The 17,574-nt window shown below is 26.3% G+C and carries 16 protein-coding genes; 2 read left to right on the top strand and 14 right to left on the bottom strand.

The features are described 5' to 3' along the window. Nucleotides 1-27 precede the first annotated feature (27 nt). A complete protein-coding gene (locus STURON_RS01785; protein WP_075048170.1) occupies nucleotides 28-1,698 on the top strand; it encodes a dicarboxylate/amino acid:cation symporter in 1,671 nt (556 codons plus the stop codon). A 99-nt stretch (nucleotides 1,699-1,797) separates the two neighbouring features. Here the strand turns inward: STURON_RS01785 and rbfA are convergent, their stop codons facing one another. The 6 genes from rbfA to STURON_RS01755 form a co-directional block, all read right to left on the bottom strand. Further along, on the bottom strand, nucleotides 1,798-2,142 hold the full coding sequence (gene rbfA, locus STURON_RS01780; RefSeq protein ID WP_075048169.1) for a 30S ribosome-binding factor RbfA: 345 nt from the start codon (nucleotides 2,140-2,142) through the stop codon (nucleotides 1,798-1,800). Beyond that, nucleotides 2,143-4,011 (bottom strand): translation initiation factor IF-2, encoded by a 1,869-nt coding sequence (gene infB, locus STURON_RS01775; protein WP_075048168.1) that lies wholly within the window; start codon nucleotides 4,009-4,011, stop codon nucleotides 2,143-2,145. A 19-nt stretch (nucleotides 4,012-4,030) separates the two neighbouring features. Next, a complete protein-coding gene (locus tag STURON_RS01770) occupies nucleotides 4,031-4,330 on the bottom strand; it encodes a L7Ae/L30e/S12e/Gadd45 family ribosomal protein (protein WP_075048167.1) in 300 nt (99 codons plus the stop codon). Next, nucleotides 4,323-4,607, bottom strand: coding sequence for a YlxR family protein (locus STURON_RS01765; RefSeq protein WP_075048166.1), 285 nt, complete (start codon nucleotides 4,605-4,607; stop codon nucleotides 4,323-4,325). Before STURON_RS01765 ends, STURON_RS01770 begins: the two co-directional genes overlap by 8 nt. Nucleotides 4,608-4,622: 15 nt before the next feature. Further along, a complete protein-coding gene (gene nusA / locus STURON_RS01760; protein ID WP_075048165.1) occupies nucleotides 4,623-5,777 on the bottom strand; it encodes a transcription termination factor NusA in 1,155 nt (384 codons plus the stop codon). An 88-nt stretch (nucleotides 5,778-5,865) separates the two neighbouring features. Next, on the bottom strand, nucleotides 5,866-6,441 hold the full coding sequence (locus tag STURON_RS01755) for a DJ-1 family glyoxalase III (RefSeq protein ID WP_075048164.1): 576 nt from the start codon (nucleotides 6,439-6,441) through the stop codon (nucleotides 5,866-5,868). 70 nt (nucleotides 6,442-6,511) lie between these two features. Between STURON_RS01755 and STURON_RS01750 the strand changes: the two genes are divergently transcribed. Beyond that, entirely contained in the window at nucleotides 6,512-6,934 is a 423-nt protein-coding gene (locus tag STURON_RS01750) for a hypothetical protein (protein ID WP_075048163.1), read from the top strand. 143 nt (nucleotides 6,935-7,077) lie between these two features. On the opposite strand, the gene STURON_RS01745 is transcribed toward STURON_RS01750, so the two are convergent. From STURON_RS01745 to STURON_RS01710, 8 genes are all read right to left on the bottom strand, one after another. Continuing rightward, nucleotides 7,078-8,415, bottom strand: coding sequence for a hypothetical protein (locus STURON_RS01745; protein WP_075048162.1), 1,338 nt, complete (start codon nucleotides 8,413-8,415; stop codon nucleotides 7,078-7,080). 132 nt (nucleotides 8,416-8,547) lie between these two features. Next, a complete protein-coding gene (locus tag STURON_RS01740; protein ID WP_075048161.1) occupies nucleotides 8,548-9,477 on the bottom strand; it encodes an ABC transporter permease in 930 nt (309 codons plus the stop codon). Then, nucleotides 9,467-11,386, bottom strand: a complete 1,920-nt coding sequence (locus tag STURON_RS01735) for an ABC transporter permease (RefSeq protein ID WP_075048160.1) — start codon at nucleotides 11,384-11,386, stop codon at nucleotides 9,467-9,469. The genes STURON_RS01740 and STURON_RS01735 overlap by 11 nt, the downstream gene beginning before the upstream one ends. Beyond that, complete coding sequence (locus tag STURON_RS01730) at nucleotides 11,386-12,918, bottom strand: ABC transporter ATP-binding protein (RefSeq protein WP_075048159.1); 1,533 nt, start codon at nucleotides 12,916-12,918, stop codon at nucleotides 11,386-11,388. The genes STURON_RS01735 and STURON_RS01730 overlap by 1 nt, the downstream gene beginning before the upstream one ends. A gap of 103 nt (nucleotides 12,919-13,021) precedes the next feature. Further along, a complete protein-coding gene (locus tag STURON_RS01725; RefSeq protein ID WP_075048158.1) occupies nucleotides 13,022-13,546 on the bottom strand; it encodes a hypothetical protein in 525 nt (174 codons plus the stop codon). A gap of 47 nt (nucleotides 13,547-13,593) precedes the next feature. Continuing rightward, nucleotides 13,594-14,385 carry a hypothetical protein gene (locus STURON_RS01720; protein WP_075048157.1) on the bottom strand — a complete coding sequence of 264 codons (792 nt, stop codon included), beginning with the start codon at nucleotides 14,383-14,385 and terminating at the stop codon, nucleotides 13,594-13,596. 17 nt (nucleotides 14,386-14,402) lie between these two features. Beyond that, a complete protein-coding gene (locus STURON_RS01715; RefSeq protein WP_075048156.1) occupies nucleotides 14,403-15,647 on the bottom strand; it encodes a replication-associated recombination protein A in 1,245 nt (414 codons plus the stop codon). A 14-nt stretch (nucleotides 15,648-15,661) separates the two neighbouring features. Next, nucleotides 15,662-17,560, bottom strand: coding sequence for an ABC transporter ATP-binding protein (locus tag STURON_RS01710; RefSeq protein WP_075048155.1), 1,899 nt, complete (start codon nucleotides 17,558-17,560; stop codon nucleotides 15,662-15,664). Between the last annotated feature and the right edge of the window lie 14 nt (nucleotides 17,561-17,574).

Genomic DNA, 17,574 nt, shown 5'->3' with positions numbered 1-17,574 from the left:
TAAAATATAATAAAGGAGGTTATAGTATTGATTTTAAATGATAACAAAAATGATATATTACGTGATTTTATTGCAATAAGTAAATGACAATCTGGTGTTGCAATTCTAATATTCATTTTATTACAAATTGGTTTTTGAGTATTTTTAAAAAAAATTAAGATTGCTTTTATGTATAGAGTAATAATTGGTATGTTATTAGGATTGGCTTTTGGAGTTGTAATACAATCAATTATTGGTTTTCCAAATAAAGAAACTCTAGAAAATAGTTTTAAAAATAGTGAAAGTGATTTATATTGGGTTAATGAATTAAACATTTGGTCAGGATTCTTTAAGAACATTTTTATTCGTGGTGTACTATTGCTAACAATACCAATAGTATTTATAGCAATATTTAAAATTACAGCTAAACCTGGTGAAACAGGCCTTGCTAGAATTACAGCAAAAGGAATTGCAATTTTACTTATAAATGTTGCTGTAATGTTTAGCATAACATTTTTTTTAGGACTTGCAACTAAAGTTGGCCAAGGTGTCTTAGGAGATCCAGGTGAATCAACAAGAGTTAAGGATAATGTTCCCTTACCTGAGATTATCTGAGAGTATTTACCACAAAATTTCTTTAGTGCGTTAGTGCAAAACTCAATTATACCTGTAATGGTAATCGCAGCACTTGCAGGTATGTCAGTTAAAATTTTATCAAAAAGAAATAAAGTTGAAATGGAGGCTATTGTAAAGGGAGCAGACACAGCATGAAAAATAACTTCTTCAATGCTTTCAACATTTATGAAAATAATGCCACTTGCTGTAATGTCTATGCTTTCTACTTCAATCACATCTAGACCTATAGGTGAATTAGCAAACATTGGAAAAGTTATTGGTATTGGTTATCTTGCAATTGCTATTGCAATTGCATGATTAACTCTTCAAATATTTTTATCTAGAATAAAAATTGGTTCATGATGAAAGGAAGCTTGAAGACCATTAATTCAAGGTTTTGCAACTCAATCATCAAATGCAACATTACCAGTATCGATGGAGACTCTTACAAAAATGAAAGTTAATGAAAAAGTAGTAAGTAGTATTCCTCCAATTTCTACAACAATGGGGTTGATTGCTTGTGCTGGTATACAATCAGGACTTGCTACAAGTATTTTATGAACAGGTTCTGATACAGTTCATTCCATGGGATTATTTACATTTTTTATAACTTCTTTATTTGTTACTATAGTTGCATCACTGGGTATAGCTGGTGTTCCAGGAACTGCTTCTGTTGTTACAATCGGTGTAATAGGTGGAATTGGTTTTGGAGAATTTATTGATGCTGTATTAAATGTTATTGCTCCTTTGGATGGTCTATTTGATATGGGTAGAACGGGTGCTAATGTGCTTGCAGGTGTAAGTACGGCGACAATTGTAGCTAAATCCGAAGGTTTAATTGAAGAGGGCTCAAATCTATTAACAACAAAAGGAATTGAACAACAAAAAACTTTATTATTTTTTAAAACAATTAAAGATGATAAGGTAAATAAAGTAAGGCTTTTAAAAAAAGAGTTAAGCAAAGATTTGAAACAAAAAGATTTGAATAATGAAGATAAATCAAAAATGAGATATGATACTTTGCAAAAAATTAAATCTGTAAAAATAGATTATATAGAAAAAAAGAAAGAGTACATGAATCAAAAAAAAGTTAGTGAAAGCTAAAACAAAAAACCTAAACTTTATAAGTTTAGGTTTTTTAATTAATAACTAAATAAAAACTGGAAAAAATGCTACTAAGATATTTTTATTTTTTTAAAGTAATTATTTTATATCTTTTAGTATTTTATCGATATTATTTGCATTATCTAATGATTTATCATATTCAAAAGTTAATTCAGGGACACTTCTCATGTCTACTTTGTTTGCTAATAGCATTCTTATTTCTTTTAAATTATGCATTAACTCAATTTTAACTTCTTCAAGGTCAAAATCTGGGTTTACATATGAATAGAATATTTTTGCATGACTCATATCACTTGATAATCTAACTTCATGAATTGTTAAAAATTTTATAAAATCAGTATCATGAAACTCTCTTTGTAGAATTAAAGTTAATTCTCTTAAGATATTTGATTGAGCTCTTTCTAACTTAACATCTTTTGGCATTTATTTCACCTCTTCTATACTATATGCTTCTATAATATCATTTTCTTTAAGATCATTAAAGTTCTTTATTGTAATACCACATTCTTGACCAGTTCTAGCCTCTTTAATATCATCTTTATTGTTTCTTAAAGATGCCATTTCACCAGTATAAATTACTATACCATCTCTTATTATATGTACTTTTGAACCTCTAGGTATAGTACCACTAACTACTCTGCATCCAGCGATTGTTCCTACCTGTGAATGTCTAAATAATTGTCTAACTTCTGCTTCACCTTGAGGTTTTTCCTCATATACTGGGTCAAGCATACCAGTTGCTGCTTCTTGAATTTCTTCTAATAGTTTGTATATTATGTTGTGAAGTCTTATTTCTATCCCATCTTCTTCAGCTTTTTGTCTAACTTGAGCATTTGGTCTTACATTGAAACCATAAACTATTGCATTTGAAGCTAGTGCCAATGTAATATCACTTATTGATATAGCCCCAACTGTTGAACGAATTACATTAATTCGAACACCTTCAATGTTAATTTTAAGCATTGCATTTCTAACTGCTTCTACAGTTCCTTGTACATCAGCCTTAAGAATTATGTTTATGGATTTTAATTCACCTGCTTCGATTTGATTTTTAATAGAATCTAATGTAAATGCAGTACTTTTATTTCTAGACTCGTTTGCTTGTTTTTCATACTGAGCTTTTGCAATATCTCTAGCAATTCTTTCTTCTGAAACAACTATAAACTTATCACCAGCTCTTGGAACTTCATTTAAACCAACTATCAATGCTGGTTGACCCGGACTAACCGTTTTCAATTTCATTTTATTTTCATTTTCAATGTCTTTTACTGTACCATATGTTGCACCAGCAATAACTATATCTTTAATGTTTAAAGTTCCGTTTTGCACAAGAACTGTTGCAATTGGTCCTCTGTTTTTATCTATATGTGCTTCGATAACTGTACCCTTTGCATATTTATTAGGATTTGCTTTTAAATCCTTAAGTTCAGCCAATAATAAAATTGTTTCTAATAATGTATCAATACCAACTTTTGTTTTTGCAGAACCTTCAATAAATGGTGTATCTCCACCATATTCTTCAGCTACAATACCAAATTTCATTAATTCCATTTTAACTTTACTTGGATCAGCACCAAGTTTATCAATCTTGTTAACAAATACAATAATTGGAACATCAGCTGCTTTGGCATGGTCAATTGCCTCTTCAGTTTGTGGCATAACACCATCATCTGCTGCAACAACTATAATTACAATATCAGTAACTTCACTACCCCTTGCTCTCATTTCAGTAAAAGCCTCGTGACCTGGGGTATCAATGAAAGTAATTTTGTTTTTATTTATACTTGTTTGATAAGCACCTATGTGTTGAGTAATTCCCCCAAACTCACCTTCAATAACGTTTGCATTTCTTATAGAATCTAATAATGTTGTTTTTCCATGATCTACATGTCCCATTATAGTGACTATTGGTGGTTTTGTTTTTAAATCATCTGGATTATCATCTTCTTCTAATGTTTCAAATATGTTTTCTTTAGTAATGTTAGTTTCTTTTTTAAAATCATAACCAAGTTCTAAACATAACTCACCCATTTGCTCTTCTGATAAGGTAAATGTTTGATTAACCATAATTCCTTTTGTAAAAAATATTTTAACTATAGATGCTGGTTCTTTTCCTAACTTACTTGCAAATTCAGCGATAGATAATGGTTCTGTAAAAATGAAAACCCCATCAATTAATCCTGTTTCTTTGGTTTCTTTTAGTTTATTTTTTATAATTGTTGTATGTGCTTTAGACTTACTCTTATTTGTTTGTTTGTTATTTGATACCTTTTTTTTATTTTTATTTGTCATACCACCATCTCCTTTTTGTTTAAATATTTTTTAGTATTAATTTAATGAAATTTTGATCTTGAATGCCAATTATTTTTATATTTGTTTTACCAATTGACTTACTTAGTTCTATTCCATTTATTAGATTATCATAATAAGGAACATTATAAAAATTACATTTATTTTTTATTTTTTTATGTTGACTAATACCAATATCAGAAGCAATAATAACCAAACTAATTTTATTTTCTTTAATTTTTTCAAATAATTTAATACCATATATTAATTTATTAGCAGCTGAAACCAATCCTAAAGCATTTAATAATTTATCTTTATTCATTATTTATTATTTTTAATAAATCTTTTTCAACATTATCATAAATACTGCTTTCAATATGAGTTCTATAAGACCTATCTAATAAGTTTTTTTGTTTAATTTTTTTAATTGATAATTCACTAGGATAAATATAAACACCTCTTCCATGTGCATTTTTTGCAATGTCAACAAAGATTTGTCCATTTTTATTTTTAACTATTCTTAATAACTCATTTCTTGGTAGCCTTTTATTTGAAGATATATCTTTTCTTAGAATGTTTCCATTAATTTGTTTTGCCATAGTAAACACCTATATTTAATAGTTTGACTTAGATTCTCTTCTTTTATTAGTGTTTTCAATAAAATTTGTTGTTTCTAATTCTTCTTTTGTTATATTACCATTTCATAATATATCTATCTCTTTTTCAATAGCCACATTTAAAGAATAAATATTTATCTTCATATTCACAAGATTAGCAACTAATCTAGCTGCCATTCCTTTTTTACCAATTGCAAGAGATAATTGTTCATTAGGAACAACTATAAAACATTCATTATTATCTTCATCGATATCAATACTAATTACCCTTACAGGAGTTAATGAGTTCATAACAAAAGTTTTTTTGTCTTCATCAAATAATACTACATCAATTTTTTCGCCATTTAATTGTTTTGTTACATTTTTAATTCTCGAACCAGAAGCACCAACACAACTACCTATTGGGTCAACATTTTCTTCATGTGAAACAACTGCAATCTTTGCACGTTTTCCAGGCTCACGAGAAACAGCTTTAACTTCAACTATACCTTCCATTATTTCTGGAACTTCTATTTCCATTAATTTGGCTAAAAAATCTGGATGAATTCTAGTTGCTGATATTTGAGAATGCTTGTTATCTTTTGAAATTTCTTCAATATAAAATGAAATAATGTCATCAATATTAAAATATTCACCTGGAATTGTTTTTTTATTTCAAATTGGAATTATAACACCGTCAACTTCAACTAAATAACTAGTTTCAGTAACGTCTTTTATTGTGCCACCAACTATTTCATGATTTCTTGGTAAAAATTCCTCATAAATCATAGCTTTTTCAGCTTCTCTTATTTTTTGTTTGATAATTTGTCCAACTTGCATAACTGCCAGTTTAGAAAACTCAACAGTAAATTCTACATTTTCATAAACTTTATCACCGATTTGTAGTTCTTCACCATATTTATTACGAGCTTCATCTAATTCAATTTCTAATCATTCATCATCGATTTCTTTAACAATAACAAGTTCTTTATAAACTTTTATAGTTCCAATGTTTTCATCTATTTCTACTTTTATTATTGCTTCTGGGTCAAAAAACTTTTCGTAAGCTTTTTGAAAACCATCCTTAATACCTTCAAATATAATTGATTTGTCTATCTTTTTATCTTGTACTATTTCATAAATTGCATCTAGCAATTTTGCACCATCTATCATGATTGTCCTCCGTTTCAAATAGAAAAGAAGACTTGCGCCTTCTTTTTAAAAAATATGACTATCTATATTATACATATTTTTAATAAAATTAATTATTAAAAACAAGACTTTTATAAATTTCTAACATTTCTTCAGTTGAAGTGAAATAATCAACAATCTGTAAACCAAATTGTAAAGCTGCCCCAATTGAAGAGCCTGTAATAATATTTTTATCAGTGATTGCTGCAACATGTGGTTTTCTAATTGCCTTTTCTAATCCCTCAACACATCCTGGATAATGCGTTACTTCTACACCATCTAAGATACCCAATGTCCCAAGAATTTGGGGTGCCGCACAAATTGCTGCTATTGCTTTTTCACTATCATTAAATTCTTTTATTTTATTTAGTAAAAGTTCACACTTTTTTAGATTTTCTACTCCTAAACCACCACCAGGTAAAACTAAACAATCATAATCATTAAAATTAAGATCTTTTATAAGTTTATTGGCAATTACATTTAATCCATGTGCTCCTTCAACTTTCAAGTCATCGTTTATTGAGACCAAGTCAATTTTTTCAAAACTCCCAGGAAACATTTTTTTTGATCTATTTAAAACATCATTAGTAGCTACCATTTCTGTATCTTCAAATCCAGTTGCTAGAAAAATTGCGATATTTGCCATTTTTTTACCTCTTTTCATATTATTATTATATAAATTTTATATAATAAAATAAATAGTAAAAGGTGAATATATGGGTATATTTAAAACAATTAAAACTGCATTTAATATAATTAGTTACAAAGATACAACAAAACTAGTTAGTAATAATTCAATTAAAAAACTTGTTCATAACAATAATATAACAGACATAACAATTAGAACAATAAAAAGTCCATTAGGTAAGACATCAAATTTAATATTTAAGGACAAGTTCAAGCAAGAAGTTGGATTCAAATTTGTTTACTCTAAAGGTTTTAACTCATTTGGTTTTAAAGAAAAAGTAGATGTTATATTTTGCAACATTCATTCTCAAGTAATAGCTATTTACACTAATCTTAAACCTAACAAATTTACAAGCAAGTATGAAGATGCATATTCAGTATTTGTTCTTACAGGAAATACTAATAAGTTTTTAAACATTAAATTAAATGATTTTCTAACAACATCAAAATAAAAAATCTCATAATTAAATGAGATTTTTTTATTAAGTTTATTATTTTTGTTTATTTATTGATTTTATTATTTTTGTTTATTTATCGATTTTATTATTTTTGTTTATTTATCGATTTTATTATTTTTGTTTATTTATCGATTTTATTATTTTTGTTTATTTATCGATTTTATTATTAAATCACTATATTCTTTTGTTGCATCTAGTAATTTACTTGCATCATATTTATTTATATTATTAAAATAATTATTTGAAGCTTCTTTTAAATATTCAACTTTAAAAGCATTTTTAATTTTTGTTGCATCATCAGATTTTAAAATGTTATTACCATCCTTTGAGATGTCACCAGGTGTTCAAATTGTTTTACCCATAATGTCTTTAGTACCAAGTAAATCTTTAACATCTTTACCATCATCTAATGTCATACTTAAATTATTTTCTTCATAATAGGTTTTAATATTTTTTAACACAGTTTCATTATTATAATACTGCTTTGAACTTGCGATAGCAACTAAAGTACTATCAACAATATTTTTTTCTGCAGATGTAATAAAATAATTTGAATAAGAGTTAGAATAAGCTTCAGCTTGATTTGTATCAACACCAACAACTTTGATACTATCTTGAGCATTCTTTTGTTTTATAACACCTAATAAATCAGCAGTTTGAGGTCCTGCAACAGGCATAATAACGTTTGGATTTAAAGTTAAGAGAGCTTCAGATATTGTTTTACCATCTCCGGCCATAAATGATCCAGAATATCAATTTTTATCACTTTCATTCTCAGGTCAACTACTTTGAGCCATCTTTGCCTCAATTTTTTTGTATTCAGTTTCTTCAAAGATTGAGTCCAACAGATTATTTCCTTCTTCATTTCTTATTTGATTATAAACATCTATTGCAGCTAGGAAACCAACCATAAATAATTCAACTGCATAATAATTTGATTGGCCACCAAATGTTGCTAAAACAACTTTATTATTTATTTGTTTTCCATCTTTTATTGTTTGATAAATTGATGCCATACCTGCATAAAAACCAGACATATCTGCTTTATACAATAAACCAATTACATTAGACAATCCTTCAGGTTCTCCATCAATAATAATTTCAGTGGAATCTTCACCCAAGGTATCTGAAGCTATCTTTAAATTTTCTCCTGAATGGTGAAAACCAGGTAAAATTGCTACTTTTGCTCCTGCTACTTTAGCTTTACCATAACCATGAGGTATTTCAGATACATTTGGAGGTTCATTAAAACCGATTCCTGAATATGCTCCATCTTTATTAACTTCTGAAATTTCTTTAATAAATTTATCTCCAGCGTTTTTTCCACTTTCGTTGAAGGATTTATCTGATACTCTACCAGCATCAGTTATTAAAAATATTTCATTAAATGATTTATTATTTCCACATGCGACAGCTGTTAAAGCACTACTTGAAACAACTGTAATTGCTAAAAGTCCACTAACTAGTTTTTTCATTTTATTTCTCCTTATTTAAAGATACATAAAAAAATGGAATAAAATTTAACTTAAAAAAATTAATTTTATTCCTCCTTTTATGTGTCTTACAAATATATTTAAACATAAATATAGAAGTTTTATTAATATTATTTATCTTTTTGATTCATCATATGGTTGACCAATACTTTTTGGCGGTTTTGAATACTTTGAAATTGTAACCATTGTTATCAAAGAAAGTAGAAATGGTAAAATGTTAAATATATTACTGTTATCTTTTATTCATTGATCATTTGTTAGATAAAAAATTCTTTCACCAATTGTGAAAAATAATGAAAAAATAAATGATGCAATAACAGTAAATCTAATCTTTCATTGTCCAACAATCATAATAGCTAATGCAATAAAACCAAAACCATTAACAGTACCAAAGAAGTTACCATTATTTTTTATAATTACAAAACAAGCTCCAGAAATACCTGCAATCATTCCACTAACTATAACTGCTAGATATCTATATTTATAAACATTAATACCAACAGCACTTACAGCATTAGGGTTTTCACCAACTGCAATATGTCTATTTCCTGTTCTTGTAAATGAAAAGTAAATTCCTGAAATTCCTGTTACTAAAAATGATATTAATAAATAAATTGTAAATACATTATTTGCCCCTGAAAAAGAAATTATTGAATATCCCGCAGTAATTAATGTACCATTTGATTCTGTTCATCCTCTAGAAGTAGTCAAAAACATTGCTAAACCTTGTGCAAAAAGATTAATTGCAGTACCTGATACTATTTGGTCTGCTTTAAGTTTAATTGATGCAAAAGCATGTAATAAAGCAAATAAACCTGCAACAATAGATGCCACAATTATTGGAACTATTTGCATAATATTTGAAGATTCTACTTTATACAATTTACTTCCAACTATTGCATAAGTTAATGCACCAACAACCATCATCCCATCAATACCAACGTTGATAACTCCAGATCTTTCTGAAATAATACCGGCAAGAGATGCTAAAGAAAAAATTACGAAGTAAATTGATAAAGATTCTAAGATTAGATTAGATGCCATATTTTTTAACCACCTCAATTCTTTTATTATAATGTTCTTCTTTAAGTTTAAAACTATCAAGTTCATAAAAAGGTTTTTTATTATTTTTGTCTTTTGAAGTGTTAAGTAATTTATTTTTATAAACTGTATTTAAATTTTTAAGATTATCTTTGATATCCTGAACATTTGATTTACATTTTTCTAATAATTCTTTTTTATATAAGTTGTAATTTTGTATTTCTAAATAACTTTTTTCATGCATTTTGCTTATCAACATTTTCTTTTTGTTTTTGTAATCTAAACGATTTTGTAAAATTAATTCTTTATTCTTTCTATTATTTAAATTAAAGTTTCTATATTCTTTTTTAAGTTCTCTTAATTCATTAATATTTTGATTAACAAATAATATAAATTTGTTTAGTATTTCATATTTCTTCAGCACCAATAAATTTTTTTCTCTTTTTTTATAACCTTTTAAAGAATAAGTTTTAAATGTGTTTATTTTATTTTCTCAAATAAAGTTTAAGTTTTCTTTTTCAGTTTTAATATTGTAACTAAATAATTGTTTTAGCTCTTTTTTTTGATTTTTATAATTAATTTGTAATTTTGAGAGAGAGTTTATATATTCATCTTTCGCTAAAGTTTTTTTATTATTAATTTTAAAGTTTTTTATTTCTTTTTTAATTTCTATTAAGTCTTTATTAGATAACAATAATAATCTTTGTTTTCTTAAACTGTATAATTTAGAATTACTAATCATTCAAGTTTTTTTAAACTCATAGCTATATAAAATAAAAAATCTCTTATAAAAATAATTATAAATATTAAGTTTATAGAATAATGCTGATATACCAGCACCATATGTAATTGCTCCAAAAACTAAGTTAGAAACATCTTTTGAAAGCAATGGAAACTCAATTGATTTTGCAATGTCTGAACCATTTTTTAAAATAGCTCATAAAAATGCGACTGGTAAAATACCAAAAAAATTACTAAATGCAACCAATGCAATGGGTATAGCATCAAATCCTATTGAAGGTAATTCTGATATTTTTCCAGTTGTTAAACTTAACTCAATAGTCATATAATATATAAACCCACCCAAGCTAATAAATACTCCTTGTAATGCGGTTGTTAATATTACAAAATATTTCATATTTATTCCTGCATATTTTGCAGCTGTTGGTTGTTTACCTGAAACTTTAAATTTATAGCCAAATGTTGTTAGATTTACTAATATATATAAAATTAAAACTGATATTATTGTTAAAATTACCCCAAATATTCATACATTATCACCTATAGAAAGTCAATTAGTATTTAATCTTTCAGTAGTGTGATTAGTGCTTCAATTTCAACTACTTCTATCAAATAATCAATTAGCAAAAATTCATACAATTCAATTTAACATAACAGTTGTAACAACTTCATGAATATTGAAACTTACTTTTAATATTCCAGATATTAAAGATACTGCCATTCCTGAAAATATAAATATAAAGAATACAGCAATTACAAAAGAATTGTCAACATCCTTAAAATCCATACCAGTTGAGTCTGCTTTATTACCAATTGCAAGAACACTTAAAGCCATACCTATAACAGCCTGTCCTGTTCCACCCATGTTAAATATACCTATTTTAAAACCAAGTGCTAATCCAATACCCATTAATGCATATGTAGAAAAGTAATTAATTGTTTTAGGTAAAAATGATGATGTACTTGATTGTAATGAATAATCAATTGAAGAGAAGATAAATTGAAAACCATTTTCACCATTAATAAAAATAATTATAATTCCGATTAATAATCCAAATAAAATTGATAAAATTGAAGCTTTTATAATCCCTAACTTACCTTTGTTTTTTTCTGAAGAGAAGAAATTTAAGAAGTGTTGTTTTTTTATTCATAATTTAGTGTTAACTTTCATTATACTTTCTCCCCCATCATCATTAAACCAATTTTATCAATGTTAATTTCTTTACCAATTAACTCACCAACTTTATTACCTGAGTTCAATACAACAACTCTATCTGACAATGCAAGAACTTCAGATAATTCATAAGAAACTAATAAAATTGCCTTACCAGAGTTTTTAGCATTAATAATTTGTGAGTGTATAAATTCAATTGATCCAATATCTAAACCTCTAGTTGGTTGAAATATTATTATAAGATCACTGTCTCGTTCAAGTTCTCTTCCTACAATTGCTTTTTGTTGATTACCACCAGATAATTGTCTTGCAATTGCAAAACCAGATTGAGAGTTTCTTACATCATATTTTTCTACAATTTTTTGTCCATATTCTTGAACTGCATTAAAATTTATGAAGCCAAAGTTACTAAATTTATTAGAAGATATATCTTGTAATACCATATTATTTATAAGATCACTATCCAAAACTAAACCATGTTTGTGTCTATCTTCTGGTATATGACTCATTCTATACTTACTATATCTTTTACTTATAGATACTTTGTTTATTAAATGATTATTGACATAAATTTTACCTTTTTTTATTTTTGAAAGACCTGTTATTGTATTAACTAATTCCGCTTGTCCATTTCCTTCGACACCAGCAATAGAAACTATTTCACCTTTAGAAACTTCTAATGAGAAATTTTTTAATGCTTCAACTTTATGATTGTTTTGATTTAAAACGCTTAGATTTTCAACTTTTAAGACAATATCTTTTCTAATTTCCTTATAAGTATTATGTATGTTTTTTAATTTTCTTCCAACCATTGCTTGAGCAAATTGTTCAACATCAGTATCTGCAACATTGAAAGAATTAACTACCTCACCATTTCTTAACACTGTTGCAGTATCTGCAACTTTTTTTATTTCTGCCATTTTGTGAGTAATAAAGATAATTGTTTTGCCGCTTTTTTTTAATGCAATTAAAACTTCTAAGAATCCTTCAATTTCTTGTGGCGTTAAAACTGCAGTTGGTTCATCAAAAATTAATATATCTGAGTCTCTATATAAAGCCTTTAAAATTTCTGCTTTTTGTTGAGATGCAACAGAAGAATTAATTGGCTTTTTTAATAAATCAATATTAAGATTGTATCTAATCATTATTTCTGAAATTTTTTTAATAGTTTCTGACTTATTGACAAAAATATTAAAATAAGTTTTCTCACTACCTAAAGAAATATTTTTTCAAAAAGGGTAAGTATCAATTAGTTTAAAATGTTGATGAACCATTCCAATTCCAAGATTATTTGCTTTAATTGGACTAGTTATAACTTGTGCTTGGCCATTAATATATATTTCACCAAATGTAGGTGTGTACATACCAAAAAGAATTGACATTAATGTTGATTTACCAGCACCATTTTCACCAATTATTGCATGTATTTCACCTTTTTTAACTTTTAAATTTATTTTATTATTTGCAATGATTTTTTTATTAAAAATCATTGTTATATTTTTCATTTCAATTGCTAAATTAGCGCTCATATTTTCTCCTAAAAATAATTACATTATTATTTAATCATAAAGAGTATGTAAAAAATATTAATATAAAAAAATTACTAAATTTTAACTTTAAAAAATAGTAATTTTATTTTAAAACTGTATTTGCAAGCTCATCTAGTGCATCTTTTTTTGCTTTTGTTCAAAAATCAACAGCTAGAAATTTATCAACAATTCTAGTAGATATATGTAAATCTTTAAAATAGAAGTTTAATTTATTAAAACGAATACAAATGTGTCCTATAGTTATAGCTAAAAAGTCATATCCATCTTCGATTAATTCTTTTCCAGTTTTGTCTTTAAATTCTGGATAACCATATGTTTCATACATAGCTCTTCGCATAGTTTCTACACCAGGATCATATCACTCGTTTATAACATAGTCTTTCAATTCTTTTATTTTTCTTTCACCTTCATCACCAAGTTTTTTTCATACATTAATTACATGTTCTTCAAAAAATGGGGCAAATCTTTTTATTCCCTCATCTAATGATGGATAAAACATTTGGAACGGTTCAACTCCGTCTACTTCAACGTGTGCTAAAAATCAAGGTTCAGGGAATGATACAACTCCTATTTGTTCTGAGCTAATTTGATAAATTTTTTCACTCATAAAATACTCCTTTGATTTATTTAATTATATCATAATTTAATGTTCTATTAAACATAAGTCCTATTTATAAACACATATAGTACTAACACTATAATTAATAATAATGGTATTAAAAACCATAATAATCAAGTTTTAGATTTTCATTTCGTTGCATAACCTGATACCTTTTTCTTTTGTTTAGGTAGTTTTGCTGGAACAATTTTTATTGGAACTTCTTTTTGTTCATTTACAAAAGAGGATTTCTTTCACATATTAGATTCTTTTACTTTAGGTAGTTCTTCTTCGTGCTTTTCTTCAAACTTATGAGGTTTATTTTCCTTAGCTTTTTCTAAATCTTTATCAATTAATTGTTCTTTTTCATTTTCAGCTAATAGTGGTTCATCTGAATCAGGTAGTATTTCAATATCACCACCTGTAACTCCTCTTAAAGTGTCAATAAAATGTTTTAATACTTTTTTACTTGGAGTTGCAAATGTTATACCATTACCAAAACTATCATTTTGTAATGAAACATAATTTAATTTTGAATCTGTCTTAGAGTATTGCACTAATATTTTTTGAAGTGAGTATGAATCAAATGGTAAGTATCTAATTTGACTGCTATTATAATCATCTTGAACTTCAATTGTAAAAGTTCTTTTAGATGTAATAAAAACAATTCCAATCATTTCTTCTTCATATCTCTTAAAACTTGCTCATAATGCAGATAATACCTTTTCATCTTCATCAAAGTAAGTTTCCATTTTCAATCATACTCTCTCAGCAATGTTCTTATAATTTGGTAATCAATTATAACCATTGCTTTCTAACTCTTGTTTTATATCAGTGACTGATTTCATCAAAAATACTCCTTTAACTATTTTTTGGTTTTATTAGTAAACCTATTATAAATATCAATTAATTTTTTTTCATAATTACTATGTAGTTTTGGTTTGAAATACTGCTTATTTTTTAATTTAGTTGGCATATATTGTTGGTCAACATAATCATTTTCATAATCATGAGCATATTTGTAGTTATTAGTTTCATTAAATTTAGAAGAATAATTATAATTATTATCTCTTAAAAAACTTGGTATTTCAGGAACATTGTTATTTTTTATATCACTTATTGCACTGTCAATTGCTAAAATACTAGAGTTTGATTTTTCACTTAATGCCATTTCAATTACTGCTAAACCTAATATTATTCTACCCTCTGGCATACCAATTTGCCTAAAAGCATTACAAGCGTTATATACTCTTACAGGAATAGTTGGATTTGCTAATCCTATATCTTCATACGCAATTATAATCATTCTTCTCATTAGTGTTTCATAGTCACCAATTTCTAATAATCTTGAAAAATAATGTAATGAAGCATCAACATCACTACCTCTAATAGATTTTTGAAAGGCAGATTTTAAATCATGAAATTCATCGCCATAACTTGAACCTTTTGCACTTTTTAAGAATTCAAGAGATGATGTAAAACTTTTATCAATTACTTTATCACTATATAATTCTTTAATAATTTCTAAAATATTAATCGCGAATCTAAAATCACCATTGGATCTTTCTGATATATCTAATAACCCACTTTCTTCAATTTTTAAATTTAATTTTAATTTAATAATTATTTTTTTTAGACCTTCAAATATATCTTTACTATCTAATTCTTTTAATTTTAAAATTGTACATCGACTTCTAATTGCAGGGTTTATAACAAAGTATGGGTTCTCTGTTGTAGTTATAAAAACTATTACTTTTTTAGATTCAATAAACTCTAAAAGATAATCTTGAATATTTTTATTCATTCTATGAAACTCATCTATTATTAATACTAATTGCTTTTCATTAGCTGATTTTATAAGACTTTGAAGTTTTTCCTTTTTATCATTGGACGCATTAAAAAAATCAAAATTACATTTTAAATCATTTGCTAAAGAAATTGCTAATGAAGTTTTGCCAACACCAGGAGGTCCATAAAATATAATATTAGTTAAGAAATTATTAACTATCATTTTATTAATTAAGCCATCATACTCATTTAATAAATGATTTTGACCAACAATATCATCAATTGTTTCTGGTCTTAATATTAAACTTAATGGTTTATTCATTAAAAAATTCTCGTCTATGAATTAGCAGCATCATGCAAATCCTTAAATCTTCCTGGTTTATTAATTAATTGCTTATAATTACCTTCTTGAATTACACCTTTACCTGATTCTAATACAAAAATTTTATCAACATTCTTTATAGTTGTTAGTCTATGGGCAATAATAACTGTTGTTTTATCTTTCATTAATTCATCTAACTGAGATTGTATTTCACGTTCAACAATGTTATCAAGTGCACTTGTAGCTTCATCTAATACTAATAACTCAGGATTTCTTAAAATCATTCTTGCAATTACTAATCTTTGTTTTTGACCACCTGATAATAATAATCCTCTTTCCCCTAAAATAGTATTATAATTTTCAGGTCAACTCATTATAATATTATGAACTTGTGCTTTTCTACAAGCTTCATGAACTTCTTCATCACTTGCATTGAAAAATCCATATCTAACATTGTCATAAACTGATCCATATATAATTTGTGGTTCTTGTTCAACATAACCAACACGACTTAAGTAACTCCTTAAATTTAAATCTTTTAAATTAACATCATTTATTAAAATACAACCCTCAGTAGGATCATAGAATCTTAATAATAATTTTGAAATAGTAGATTTACCACTACCAGTTTCTCCTACAAAAGCATAACTTTTACCCTTTTCAAAGTTAAGTTTTAAGTTTGGTACAATATTAATTTCAGGTTTTTCAGGATAATTAAATTTTACATCTCTAAATTCAATAGTATTAATGTTTTGATCAAATAATAAACCATTTTCTTCATTATCTGATAATATTGGGTCTTTAAATATTACTTCATATATTTTAATTGATGAAGCGGAAGCTCTTGAAAGACCTGGTACAATTGCAGCAATTTGTCATAAAGGTCTAGTTAATCCAGTCATTGCAGTTGTTATTGGAATAATAACTGTTATGAATTTATTTATATCTTCATTTCCATACAATAAAGCTGCTGAGGATATAACAAGTAAGTTTATTAAAACATCAGATGCTATTAAAATTGCTAATAAAGTACCATCTATTTTTGATATTGGTCTAAAAACTTTAATATATGGATTATGAAGTTTCTTTATTCTATTTTCTTCATATATTCTTGTAGCTGATGATTTAACTAACTTAATGGCATTTATCCTATCAACAACATCACCATTTATGTCTGATATAACATCACGAACAATAGAAACTTTTTTTTGATAACTTATTGTAATCATTATAATTATAAATCCTAACAAGTAAACACTTATTGATGATATTAATGCCAAATAAACATCAACAAAGAATAAAACTGTTGTTCCAAAAATAATAACCAATGGTGCTTGGATAATTCAAGAAACAAGACCTGAAATTTCATTACCAATAATATTTGTATCTCCTACTAATTTAGTCATTAACTTACCCGTTTTTTTGTCAGAATAATAAGATATGTCATATTCAAGTAATCTATTAATTGTTAACTTTCTCAACTCAACTTCAATAGTTACAGCTAATATAATTGAACAGAAGTTTCGTATAAATGTACAAATATACAGCAATACTAAATCAGCAATCGTTATACTTAATCAATAATATCAATATAAGTTATAATTTTTTCCTGCTATTTGTCCATTTTTAATTGCAAAATCATATTGAGCTTGATTTAAAGTTATATTAATTAATAATGAGTTTATGCTTACAAGTAAAGCGCTAAAGATGACTACACTTATTACTGTAAAAAACAATGCTTTATGTTTAAACCCGTATACCATAACTATTTTAAAAAACTTTAAAGTATGTTTTTTCTTCATAAAATTATACAATTTTTCATCAGCAGTAATCTTCTTTTTATTATTTTTAGTTGGACTAATTCTTGATGATTCAATATAATTTAAGTTATCTAATTTACCATTTACATCCATATTCTTTCTCCCTT

Source organism: Spiroplasma turonicum, from assembly GCF_001262715.1.
GTDB lineage: Bacteria > Bacillota_I > Bacilli_A > Mycoplasmatales > Mycoplasmataceae > Spiroplasma_A > Spiroplasma_A turonicum.
This window is presented reverse-complemented; position numbering and strand designations above follow the sequence as displayed.